Below are 12,379 nucleotides of genomic sequence, written 5' to 3'. Positions count from 1 at the left end.
TGGGCTGATGTGATCAACCGCGCTAACTTGGGTATGGAAGTAATGCACGAGCGCAACGCTCACAACTTCCCGCTTGATTTGGCTGCTAGTGAAGTCACTCCAGTGGCTTTGGTTGCTCCTTCTATCAATGGCTAAGTTTTAGTCTTTGATTAACAAAAAGCGCTCCTAGAAATAGGGGCGCTTTTTGTTTGGGGAAAAATATTTTTTAGAGTTCTCCTTTTGTTACCAAACTAAGTGATATCAACTCCGCTTGAGTAGTTGTCATTCTGAGTCGTGAAGGAACTGAAGAATCTAGCCCTTTCGGCAACGCGGTTACTTCGTTGTGCTTGACTCATGACAAGTAAATTTTGAGTCAAGCGCTAGCCCGGACATGATAGGAGCAACGGCTAATCACAAAACAAAATAGCCAGAGCCCCGCAGCCGTTAAAGTGCTGCGGGGCTCTAACGCACGATCGCATTTTAGGTTGAGTTAATTTGATTTACTTAATAGCCGATCGCCCCATCTAAAATTTATCTAAAAATTAAAAGGTGAAAAACTAATTTTTCACCTTTTTAACTCTCGACTTTCAAATTGCCCGTTACTGAACAAACTTCTTGAATGCCAGAGTAACGTTGTGGCCGCCAAATCCAAAAGAATTCGACAGCGCCACATCAACTTTTAGATCGCGACTGGTATGAGGAACATAGTCCAAATCGCACTCAGGATCGGGATTTTCCAGATTAATTGTAGGCGGGATTTGGTCATTGGCGATCGACATTACCGTCGCCACCGCCTCAATTCCCCCAGAACCGCCCAAAAGATGACCCGTCATCGACTTGGTAGAACTAATTGCTACTTTGTAAGCGTGGTCTCCCAAAACCTTCTTAATCGCCTTCGTTTCCGTAGAATCGTTGGGAAGCGTACTCGTGCCGTGAGCGTTGATATAGCTCACTTGATCCGGCGTCAAACCCGCATCCTTGAGCGCTAAAGCCATCGCCCGCGACGCACCTTCCCCCCCCGGTACCGGAGAAGTCATGTGATACGCATCGCAAGTCAAACCGTAGCCAACGATTTCTGCGTAAATCTTCGCGCCACGCGCCAGAGCGTGTTCCATTTCTTCTAAAATCAGAATGCCAGCACCTTCGCCCACGACAAAACCATCACGATCGCGATCGAACGGACGGCAAGCATGAGTCGGGTCATCGTTGCGAGTCGAAAGCGCCCTCGCGGCAGCAAAACCCGCCACGCACAAAGGTGTCACCGCAGCTTCTGTACCGCCGCAAATCATGGCTTGCGCGTAACCCCCCTGAACTAGGCGAAACGCATCACCCACTGCATTTGACCCGGCAGCGCAGGCCGTTACCGTGCAAGAGTTCGGTCCCTTAGCTCCCGTTTGGATCGCCGTCAGACCTGCGGCCATATTCGCAATCATCATGGGAATCATAAACGGGCTGCATCGATCGGGGCCGCGAGTCAGATAGATCTCTTGCTGCTCTTCCAAAACCTTCAGGCCACCAATGCCAGTGCCAAGAATGACACCCACCTGTTCTGCGTTCAGGTCGTTAATCTCAAACTTCGCATCAGCAACAGCTTGTTTGCTCGCTGACACTCCAAATTGAGCAAAGCGATCCATCCGCTTTGCTTCCTTGCGCTCTAAATAGTCGTGTGGGTCGAAACCCTTCACCTCTGCGGCAAAGCGGCAGTCGTGCCGCGACGGGTCGAATAAGGTGATCGGGCCTATACCATTCTTCCCGGCAAGCAACCCGTCCCAATATTCAGACAAGGTATTGCCGATCGGTGTAATCGCGCCGAGACCCGTGATAACAACGCGCTTACGCTCTAAATTTGTCATGATTTCAGTTTCAAAAAATTAAACACCCAGAACGCAGAACAAAAGAGGAGTTTCCAGTTTTCTAACTTCTCTCCTCTTAGGGGAAAAGACAGGTATTTTATGCTTTTGGAGCTGCAAGTTGGCTGCTGATGAAATCTACAGAAGCTTGAACCGTAGTAATTCCTTCGGCTGCTTCGTCGGGAATTTCAATATCAAACTCTTCTTCCAAGGCCATGACCAGCTCTACAGTATCTAAGGAATCTGCTCCTAAATCGTTAGCAAAGTTGGCTTCGGGCTTGACTTCGCTCGGATCGACTTCCAGTTGCTCTGCCACAATTTTCTTGACTCTAGCAAAAATGTCGTCTTGGCTCATAACATCGTGTCCTCATTGGTTGCTGCGTATCTAATCTTATCCGAAAGGGGGATCTGCAGGAGAAACGCTGGCCGCTTTTCTAAGTGACACGGGCCAGCGACAATTGGCACACCGACGATCGCAGCTACTCTAGGACTAAGGCAAAAAAAACCCAATAGCCCAAAATCAATCATCTCGTTTAGCGACCTGATAACGTTGAGGAACCGGATTTTTGGTCAATGGTGCGTCAGTCATCAACTCAAAATGCTTGAGAAAAGCTGACAATTGGCTCCTAGCTAGGCGGTGATAGGTTAATTATAAAGAGGGAAAACTAAGCAGGAAGCCTCTCGCCTTCGATCGCTCAAGTTTCTTTTCCCGAACCTTGTGTCCCCAGCAGAAACGACTATGCCATCCCAAAGTCTCAGATATGCTTACTTTCCCGGTTGCGTTGCCCAAGGGGCGGCCCGCGAACTTTACTTGTCTACAATGGCGCTAACTCAAGCGTTGGGGATTGAACTGGTGGAACTAAAGAAAGCTTCCTGCTGCGGTTCTGGTACTTTCAAGGAAGATTCGCAGTTGCTCGAAGATACTGTCAATGCCCGCAATATTGCTTTGGCTGAGGAACTGAATCTACCTTTGCTGACGCATTGCAGCACTTGTCAAGGGGTCATCGGTCATGTGGACGATCGCCTCAAGGATTGCCAAAAAACCGATCCCAACTACATAGAAAAAGTCAACGGTTTACTCAAAAAGCAAGGCTGTTCGCCTTATCAAGGTAGTACCGAGGTGAAACATCTGTTGTGGGCGATCGTTGCAGATTACGGTTTGGAGGAAGTTCAAAAGCGAGTCACCCGAAAGCTTTCGAGTTTGAAGTGCGCGTCTTTTTACGGATGCTACCTGCTGCGAGCTCAGGATAAGCTGCTTTACGATGACCCGCACCAACCGGAATCGATGGAAAATGTGTTTCGGGCGATCGGGGCAACTCCGGTTTATTATCGAGGGCGGACGCAGTGCTGCGGCTGGCCGTTGGCGAGTTATGCCACTAACCAATCTTTTGGGATGGCAGGCAAACATATTCAAGATGCTCTTGACAATGGTGCGGATTGTATGGTAACGCCTTGTCCTCTGTGTCACTTGAATTTGGATTCGCGACAGCCGGAGGTGGAAAAAGTAATCGGGCGCAAGTTGGGTTTGCCCGTGTTGCATTTGTCACAATTGGTGGCTTTGGCTTTGGGTGTGGAGCCAAAAAAACTAGGGCTCGATCGACATATTGTTTCAACTAAGCCCGTGTTAGAAAAATTAGGCTTTTAGTCGATCGATTTGCGTCGCTTTGTAGTAAGGACTTTAGTCATTTCTAATATCCCATCCAGTTTTGTAGTAAGGATTTTGGTTCTTTCTAATATCCAACGCCGTTAGCTCGGAATTATACCCGAATGCTAGCGGGAAGCTCGATGGCGATCGTACATTCTTAAGTTGATAGAAGATACCGTCCACAATTTGTCGTTTTGGCCCTATAGGTGGTCTACTCTTCTTGTGGGGCAGCAAAGGCGCTGCGGAGTTATCACTCTTTGTCGGTTAAGTTGCTCGACAATGTTATTTATTTCTGATCTTAGCTCGTCATCAAAGATCCCAAATGGGTTCTTTAAGCTATTGACGCCACCAAGAGATGAAGCTGTCTAACGGCGAGGGCTTCAGCGGACGGCGTTGCACAGTGGCTTCACCGCTGACAACCTATGCCTCAGTTCCGTTGCCAGCCCTTGTTAGACTGCGATTGCTCTCTTGGCATTCGATAGCCCCGATCTACACTCCAAAGCAAGTGTGGTGGTTGGTAGGTTAATATGCAGACAACAGAAACAGAAGTTGTATACAATTACACAAAATAGTTTTTAAGACTTCCTAACTGGCTCGCTATTGACAAGGAATCACCAATGAAACGAAACCCAGTAAATCTCACACGTTCGGTATTGCTATGGGCAATGCTAGGAATAATTTGTGGTTTGTTTGCTGCCACTTATTGGATATTTTTGTCTTACCTAATGCTGGGATTTGAATATTTTAGTGGACCTTATCTACTAATCATCATGCCCCTTGCGGGTTTGCTCATCGGTTTGCTCATTCATTGGTTGGGAAATCCTGGCGAAATAGGGTTGATTATTGACAATATTCATCTCAATGGCGGGCGGTTACCCATGAACGAGAATCCTTCGATGATTCTGTCGTCGCTAATCAGTATTGCAAGTGGAGGCAGTGCTGGTCCAGAAGCACCAATGGTGCAAGTAACAGGTTCAATTGGTACGTGGTTCGCCGATCGCTTTCAAATGCGTGGAGAGGCACTACGAACTTTGAGTATTGCTGGCATGGCATCTGGTTTTACAGTTTTGTTCGGTGCTCCTTTGGGCGGTACTTTTTTTGCTTTAGAAATCCTGCATCATCAGAATGTTGTGGAGTATTTTGAAGCAATATTGCCTGCGGTCGTGGCAAGTTGTGCAAGTTACACCATCTTTGTAGCAATTACCCAGCTAGGAATTGGTCCAACCTGGCATTTTCCTCAATACAATGTGGACAGCCTTTATGACTTTGGCGCCGCGATTGCTTATGGAATCGTAGGTGCTATCATGGGGTGGCTTTTTATCGCTGTATTTCGCAGTGTTGGTCGCTTGTTTGATTCGATACCCAGTCCAATCTATGTGCGAACTACTTTAGCCGGGCTAGCACTTGGTGTGTTATCAGCTTTATTTCCGCTCACTCGTTTCTTTGGTGAACATCAAATTGAAAAAATTGTTGAGGGCAACTTTTCTTTGGGAGTTGTCTTAACTTTAGTTATTGCTAAAGTGTTTGCCATTAGTACGACCGTAAATGGAGGCTGGCGGGGGGGGATTATCATCCCGCTGTTTTTTATAGGAGCCTGTTTAGGGAAGGCAATCGCTATCATTAATCCCGCCTCCAACGAGACTTTAGCAATGATTTGTGTAATGGCTGCTCTGAATTCAACAGTTACTCGAACTCCAATTAGTACCACTCTGCTACTCGCCAAGTTGACAGGATTTAGCACTTTTACACCGATTCTCTTCGCTAGTCTCGTGGGTTTCTTCTTGGCTCCCCGAACTCCCTTCATTAGCTCACAGCGTAAAGTTGATTAACAAACGGCTAAAATTCCTCTAATAACTCCGTGTAGCGGTGAAAAATACGTGCAATTTGCCAGTGGCGAGTCTCAAGGCTTTTGCCATTTCAAATACACCAATGGCATCAAACAACATCTAGGTGTTGATAGCAGTCAGCTTGCCGTTTTTTATCCATTGTACAAAAGCCCGTGTGTCCGATGAATGTGGCTGGGTTGATATTTTAAGTCACAACCTCCATTATTTTCACACTCTGACCCGTCAATATTCCGAAGATTACCATTCTGCAAGGGCAATAGGTATCACCCGGATAACACCATCGCAGAGAATGTAAAAACTTTATCGGCAGATTATGACCCAGATCCGGTTTAAACTGGCACGGAAACTAACCAAAGCCGAAAAAGTGGCATTAGAGGGGAAAACTGGATTTGTCGTGGTGGCAACTCGCGCTCGTGATTAAACGGTCAAACGCTGCGATGTCAGGCGGTAAGAGTTTGGTCAAGAACTTTGAACAGACTCTCGCCAATGCCACTGCGAAACTCAATTTGTATTTCATCAGGCTCATGCTCAAACGGTTGGCAAATGAATAAATCCCAAATGGGTTCTATAAGACTCCCAGCGTGAATAACTGTGAAGTTTTGTCGCTTTTTCGCGAAGTGCTTCCAAGCACTGCGGTAGACTAACCTTTAATTCTCTGTGCAGGCTATAGCGGTGGCACCTCACCGTCAAATCTGTTAATTCGCAGAGCAAGGAAATTTTTAGTGACTCGTTGGGAGCCTTTATTCAATGTCTCATTCAGTCAAAATTTACGATACTTGCATCGGCTGCACTCAATGCGTCCGCGCTTGTCCGACTGACGTTTTGGAGATGGTGCCCTGGGATGGCTGCAAAGCAGCTCAGATTGCCTCATCTCCCCGCACCGAAGACTGTGTAGGCTGCAAGCGGTGCGAAACTGCTTGCCCCACCGATTTTCTGAGCATCCGGGTTTACCTGGGAGCAGAAACCACTCGCAGTATGGGTCTAGCCTACTAAATATCGATCGACACGCCGATCGAATTACGGGCACAAGAGAGGGGGCAATTTAATCGCCCCCTCTTTTTTGTCGCGGAATCTGCATTCTGGGGCCGGAAGAAGGTAAAAATGATAAAACGTGAGTTTTATTGCGATCGCTAAGCAGGAGTAGTACGTTAAATGTGCGGAATCGTTGGCTATATCGGCACGCAAGCAGCAAGCGAGATTTTGCTAGCAGGATTGGAGAAACTAGAATACCGGGGCTACGATTCAGCGGGCCTCGCTACCATCTCGGAAGGAGAAATTACCTGCATCCGAGCCAAGGGCAAATTGCACAACCTCCGGGAAAAGCTAGCAGAGATAGAATCTCCGGCTCCCATTGGCATCGGACACACCCGCTGGGCAACTCACGGCAAACCAGAGGAATATAACGCTCACCCTCACCTGGATAATAGCGGGCGAATTGCGGTAGTTCAAAATGGAATTGTCGAAAATTATCGCGATTTGCGGAAAGAATTGAAAGCAAAGGGACATAAATTTGTCTCGGATACCGATACAGAAGTGATTCCTCACTTAATAGCTGAGTTATTTGCAGAAGCAAAAAGGGAGAAGGAAGAAAGAAAAGAGAAAAAGCCCGAAAAAATTGCTGATTTGTCGTTTTTAGAAGTCGTTGCAAAGGTGGTAAATCGGTTAGAAGGAGCCTTTGCGATCGCCGTTATTTGTGCCGATTTTCCCGACGAAATAATTGTCGCCAGACAGCAAGCTCCTTTGGTGATTGGCTTTGGTGCTGGCGAATTTTTCTGCGCTTCCGACACGCCGGCCTTAGTCTCTCACACCCGCACTGTTTTGTCGTTGGAAAATGGTGAATTGGCAAGACTGACTCCGATGGGAGTCGAAGTTTACAGCTTTGCAGGAGAAAGGCTGAAAAAAAGCCCGCGCATCCTTGGTTGGAGTCCGGTTTTAGTCGAAAAGCAAGGCTTCAAACACTTCATGCACAAGGAGATTTACGAACAGCCCGCCGTAGTCCGAGCTTGTTTGGAGGCTTATTTAGACAGCGATTGGCAGCCAGGAAATCCGGGATCTCCCATCAATCTCAACTTGCCTAAAGAACTTTGCACCGATGTCGAACAAGTTTCAATTCTAGCCTGCGGAACGAGCTGGCACGCTTCGCTAATTGGCAAATATTTGTTGGAACAATTAGCTAATATTCCCACTGCGGTGCAGTACGCTTCTGAGTACCGCTACGCGCCCGCACCGCTGACAGCAAACACTTTAACTATTGGGGTAACACAGTCGGGAGAAACGGCGGACACGCTGGCTGCTTTGGGGATGGAACAGCAGCGGCGCGCGGGTTTTACCGATAAATTTCGGGCGAGAATGTTAGGTATTACTAACAGAACCGAAAGTTCGATCGCCCACATGATGCCACAGGTAATCAACACCCATGCAGGTATAGAAGTCGGCGTTGCTGCCACTAAAACTTTTGTCACTCAGTTGATGGCATTCTATTTCTTAGCTTTGGATTTGGCGCACCAGCGGCAAACAATCAGCACTGAGAGATTGGCAGAAATTATTACTGGTTTGCGCCAGTTGCCGACAGAAATTGAGAAGTTTTTGGAGATTCAAGAACAGTATGTGGAGGAATTGTCCCACCAGTTTACAGACACCCAAGATTTTATCTTTTTGGGGCGCGGAATTAACTTTCCAATTGCTTTGGAAGGGGCGCTGAAACTGAAGGAAATCAGCTACATTCACGCCGAAGGATATCCCGCCGGAGAGATGAAACATGGCCCGATCGCCCTTTTGGATGCGAAAGTGCCTGTAGTGGCGATCGCCATGCCCGGTAGCGTCTACGAAAAAGTGCTTTCCAACGCTCAGGAAGCGAAGGCCCGCGACGCCAGTTTAATTGGCGTAACGCCGAAGCAAGGTGTGGCGGAAGCCGATATTTTTGACCACATTTTGCCGGTTCCTTTGGTGGATGAATTGTTGTCGCCGATTGTGACAGTGATTCCCCTGCAATTGTTGGCTTATCACATTGCGGCGCGTCGAGGTTTGGATGTGGATCAGCCGCGCAATTTGGCGAAGTCGGTGACGGTGGAATAAAAGAATTCAGTAGTCATTAGTCAGTAGTCATTAGTCATTAGTGGGTTGTTGGTTGTTGGTTGTTCGTTCTAATAACCAATAACCGATGCCCGATGCCCGATCGCCTATTCCCTCTGGCTGACCCCACAAATTGCGGCTAACAGCAACCAGCTTGTAGTATTGAGTCGGAAATCAAACAGCGTCACGTCTACAGTGTTAAATAGCGTACAGGCGACGAAGGCTAATAAATAACTGAAAAAAATTAGGCGATCGGCCGCTCTTAAATCTTGACAAACCGCCTGATTTGTGCTGTTAATTATAGATTTTTGATTGATCACTAAAGGATTTTCAGCTACTTCCTGTGTTGCTATTTGCTCGTGTTTGATATCCGCAGAAAAAAGTGGCCAATTCACCAGCAGCAAAACACCCCTAGCCAAAACCCAACCCACTAAACCAAACAACAAAAGTGTGGCGGGTATTCCCGTTTCCGCAGTCAACATTAGTATCAAACTGTGAGGATGACCGAGCCATTCTTGCATCTGAGCTTGATAGAGAGGCGTAAAATTTCGCAATCCCCAACCAGTCCAAGGACGCTGCTGAGTCATCGACCAAGCAAATTCCCACTGAGTAGTTCTTAAAGTAGCTGTGGGCCGATTTGGGAACATCTCGTCGGTGAGTCTAGCCCAAAAAAAAGCAGGGACAATTATTCGCAAATACTGCCGTAAAGGTTCGGGGCCAAAGGCCGACAAAAAAACTGTGCTAGCCACACTAAAAACCGCAGCTAATAATTTTTTATAACCAGCATAAAATGCAAAAGCAAAAACTGCCAAAACTGCCAGGCCCCAAGCATTGCGAGAATTAGTAAAAATCAAAGCAACAGCATTCCCGATCACTGCAAAACTTAAAAATAGGAATCGGTAATTGGGGAACGGTAATTGGGAATCTCGCATCAGCCGTTCAGGAATTGTTTCCTTTTTTCCTCTTTCCTCTTCCCTCAAAATCGAGCTGTTAAATCGGTTAAATCCCTTACAGTGCTCGTTCCCGAACCCTTCATCCATCAACAGTCCCAGTGCTAAAATAAAAGCAATTGTCAGATAGCAAGCTAAAATATTAGCGTACATAAACACAGAAGCCATACGGCCGGGGGGATTGCCTTTGGGTTCGAGTACCCAGCCAAAAACAGGCTGCAATTGATCTATGCCGCTCCAACCTAAAAATTGCTGTCCCAGACCTAAAATTATCACGGGAATTGAACTAATTACCATCATCCAAGACAATTGCCGCAATTGAGGCGAAGTTTGAATTAAACTGCTGAAAGCGGCAAACAATATAAAGAACGGCAAGAAATTGTATAACCCTACAAAAGCCTCGATGCGGTTGTTGGCAAAAACCGCTGTGATGACTAGCAGCGCACTCAGAATTGCGAATCCTCGATTCAACGGGCGGCGACTAATTTGACGGAACTTTTGCTTGCAAGTGCCGGCCAATCCCAGGAATAAACCTAAAGCTCCTAAAATCGGAATTAATGGAAAAATTACCATCCCCAATTGAGCGAAATTCCAAGGGATTCGCAGGCGGTTATCGGGATGTTTTTGGAGTCGAGATTTTAGATTTTCGGCTGTCAGTTTGGCAGCTAATTTCAACCGATTTTTGATATTCACCCACACTCCCAATCTCAAATCTAAAATCTACAATCTATAATCTATAATCGTTAAGCTAGTTCCCAAACGCATTCCGATCGCGTTAATCGAATTTGAGCTAATGCAAAAATAGTCGGGATAATCCGGCCATAGTTCGTGGAAATCGATCGCCAACCCAAATCCGCTAAAAACCAAGTCCACATCACCGGGCCGACCAACGAAAATACGCTCCGCGTCGCACCGTAACGAGCTGCACTCACCGCCATACCGCGCCGCGCCGTCTGAATTGCGACATAATTTTGAAACTGGGTTGCTGCCGTTGCAGTGCCTGCAAGCACTCCTTGTTTTGCCATTTGATAGGTGGCAAAATGCAGCGCAAATTGATTGGCCATTAGTTTGAGCAGCATTGGTTTTAAGATGGAACTAACAGCTAAAGCGCTGCCGCCTTTGAACAGCAAACCTAGCGGGTCTTTTTCAGCAGAAATTGGCAAGGGTTCTGAGAGTTTAGACTCCACAATTGCTCGCTGTACGCGCACTGTCAGCGCTTGCTGTTCATCTGCCGGTAAACGCTTCCACGCGCGGCCCATTAAGTGCAGAAATACTTCTGCCTCTAAGTCGGTGGTTGACAACTGTCTGGGATAAGGGATTTTGAGATAGCGACAAACTTGAATTAGTGCTTGTCTGTAAGTAACTTGTTGGGTTCGCCCTCTGAGTACCGTCAACCCGTCGGCCGCAAGATAGCGAAACCGCTGTTCTACGGCGTCGAGCCATGCTTGACGATCACGACTTTGTACATCTATCGGTGCGGGGGTTTGCACGTAATCTAAAGGGTTAAACTTGCGGCTGAACAGAAGTTCTGTTAGTTGCTGCAATTCTTCTTCTGTTGTCAATTCGAGTGCTGCTCTGAGTTCGTCCAAAATTTTGCCCTCCCCTATTCGATTTTAGATTTTAGATTTTAGATTTTAGATTGCTGCTGATTGACAACCATGAGGATTTAGGATTTACCTACAGTGGCATTTTTTGATTTGGTCTTAATCATGGATTCGTGCTGTCCTTTATTCTACTACTTGGTGCAGGGCGATGGCGTCGGGCCCCGGAAGCTACGGCTCTTTTGAGTCATCGATAAGGTACAAATTCAGCTCGCAGCCTTTAAGCTGATGTGTAGATTTACAAGGCTGACTGAGTGATTATGTTCGATGTTGCGGTGATTGGTGCGGGTATGGCGGGACTGAGTTGCGCTCAACGGTTGCGTCAAGCTGGTTATTCTGTGGCGGTTGTTGAGAAATCTCGCGGCGCGGGGGGACGTGTTGCTACCCGCCGCGTACAGGGTACTAGGGCCGATCACGGCGCGCGGTATCTCGAACCGCAGGGGGATGCGGTGCAGCGGTTAATTGAAGCTTTGCTCGATCGGGATATCCTCAAACTCTGGACTCATACTGTCTGCGAATTCAGACAGGGAAAACTTTCTGCTATTCCTAGCTCTTGTTATGTCGCACCTGCGGGTATGAATGCTATCGGTAAGTATCTGGCTGAGAATTTAGAGATTTGGTTTGGCCGCCGCGTACAAGCTATTTCTACTACAGATAACCAAATGTGGCATCTTTCCCTAGAAGTTAGTGATGACAATTTACAGACTCCTCAAGAATTGATTGCTAAGGCTGTTGTAGTAGCAATTCCGGCTCCTCAAGCTTTAATGTTTTTGAATTCGGAAATTGGTTTTAAACCTGATATTCTTGACAAATTGCGTTCTGTGGAGTACGACCCTTGCATTACCGTTATGGCTGGCTATTCTGCGACAAAACAGCAAGATTTAAGCAATCTAAATCCGCAGTGGAAATCTGTTTCTTTTCCTGATAATGCTGATTTAGCTTGGGTGGGTTTAGACAGCAGCAAACGGCTCGATCTGCAGCAGCCGGTGTTTGTGGTTCACAGCAGCGCAAATTTTGCAGAACGCTATTTAGAAGCTGCTGATTTGGAAACTGTCGGTCAGGAATTGCTTTCGAGAGCTTGTGAATATTTAATCCCTTGGCTCAAAGAGCCGGAATGGTTGCAGGTTCACCGCTGGCGCTATGCTTTTTGTCGAAATCCTTTGCCTGTTTTTTGTTTGCCTACTGGGGGGGATTTGCCGCTGGTTTGTGCGGGGGATTTGTGCGGGGAAGGTCAAATAGAGGGTGCTTTGCGATCGGGTTTGGCAGCGGCTATTTGGGTGAATTTTCAGTTGCAAAATTTGCCGTTAGATGCAAGCCTAAATTGGTAATATGGCTACATACAGTTAAGGTCTCGATTTGGCGTTGCACAGTTGTGGTATGCTGAGTGCTAACAGTCAAAGAAAATTCAGCTATGATTTGTCCAGAATGTCAATCT

The 12,379-nt window shown here is 47.0% G+C and carries 9 protein-coding genes and 1 pseudogene; 6 read left to right on the top strand and 4 right to left on the bottom strand.

Annotation, left to right across the window (positions count from 1 at the left end):
* Window positions 1–135, top strand: a pseudogene (locus tag QUA27_RS26375) (photosystem II q(b) protein); the annotation flags it as partial.
* 443 nt (window positions 136–578) lie between these two features.
* On the opposite strand, the gene fabF reads toward QUA27_RS26375, so the two are convergent.
* Window positions 579–1,832 carry a beta-ketoacyl-ACP synthase II gene (gene fabF / locus QUA27_RS26370; protein ID WP_333071914.1) on the bottom strand — a complete coding sequence of 418 codons (1,254 nt, stop codon included), beginning with the start codon at window positions 1,830–1,832 and terminating at the stop codon, window positions 579–581.
* Window positions 1,833–1,929: 97 nt separating this feature from the next.
* Entirely contained in the window at window positions 1,930–2,184 is a 255-nt protein-coding gene (gene acpP / locus QUA27_RS26365) for an acyl carrier protein (protein WP_333071912.1), read from the bottom strand.
* 384 nt (window positions 2,185–2,568) lie between these two features.
* Here acpP and QUA27_RS26360 point away from each other — a divergent pair, with 384 nt between their 5' ends.
* The 4 genes from QUA27_RS26360 to glmS all read left to right on the top strand — a co-directional run bounded on the left by QUA27_RS26360 (window position 2,569) and on the right by glmS (window position 8,396).
* Window positions 2,569–3,474 (top strand): CoB--CoM heterodisulfide reductase iron-sulfur subunit B family protein, encoded by a 906-nt coding sequence (locus tag QUA27_RS26360; RefSeq protein WP_333071910.1) that lies wholly within the window; start codon window positions 2,569–2,571, stop codon window positions 3,472–3,474.
* A 617-nt stretch (window positions 3,475–4,091) separates the two neighbouring features.
* Complete coding sequence (locus tag QUA27_RS26355) at window positions 4,092–5,303, top strand: chloride channel protein (protein WP_333071908.1); 1,212 nt, start codon at window positions 4,092–4,094, stop codon at window positions 5,301–5,303.
* A gap of 765 nt (window positions 5,304–6,068) precedes the next feature.
* Complete coding sequence (psaC, locus tag QUA27_RS26350; RefSeq protein ID WP_015175986.1) at window positions 6,069–6,314, top strand: photosystem I iron-sulfur center protein PsaC; 246 nt, start codon at window positions 6,069–6,071, stop codon at window positions 6,312–6,314.
* A gap of 159 nt (window positions 6,315–6,473) precedes the next feature.
* The gene (gene glmS, locus QUA27_RS26345) at window positions 6,474–8,396 is read left to right on the top strand and encodes a glutamine--fructose-6-phosphate transaminase (isomerizing) (protein ID WP_333071906.1); all 1,923 of its coding nucleotides are present in this window, start codon (window positions 6,474–6,476) and stop codon (window positions 8,394–8,396) included.
* Window positions 8,397–8,500: 104 nt separating this feature from the next.
* Here the strand turns inward: glmS and QUA27_RS26340 are convergent, their stop codons facing one another.
* Together QUA27_RS26340 and QUA27_RS26335 are read right to left on the bottom strand one after the other, a co-directional pair.
* Window positions 8,501–10,036 carry an O-antigen ligase family protein gene (locus tag QUA27_RS26340; protein WP_333071904.1) on the bottom strand — a complete coding sequence of 512 codons (1,536 nt, stop codon included), beginning with the start codon at window positions 10,034–10,036 and terminating at the stop codon, window positions 8,501–8,503.
* 50 nt (window positions 10,037–10,086) lie between these two features.
* Entirely contained in the window at window positions 10,087–10,932 is an 846-nt protein-coding gene (locus tag QUA27_RS26335) for a YaaW family protein (protein WP_333071901.1), read from the bottom strand.
* Between the two features lie 272 nt (window positions 10,933–11,204).
* Here QUA27_RS26335 and QUA27_RS26330 point away from each other — a divergent pair, with 272 nt between their 5' ends.
* Window positions 11,205–12,272: an NAD(P)/FAD-dependent oxidoreductase gene (locus QUA27_RS26330; RefSeq protein ID WP_333071900.1), complete on the top strand. Its 1,068-nt coding sequence runs from the start codon at window positions 11,205–11,207 to the stop codon at window positions 12,270–12,272.
* Window positions 12,273–12,379 lie beyond the last annotated feature (107 nt).

Origin of the sequence: Microcoleus harperi Pol14_C6 (assembly GCF_036701295.1) — a bacterium.
GTDB lineage: Bacteria > Cyanobacteriota > Cyanobacteriia > Cyanobacteriales > Microcoleaceae > Microcoleus.
Note: the sequence above shows the minus strand (reverse complement) of the source record. Positions and strands in the feature narration are given on the sequence as shown.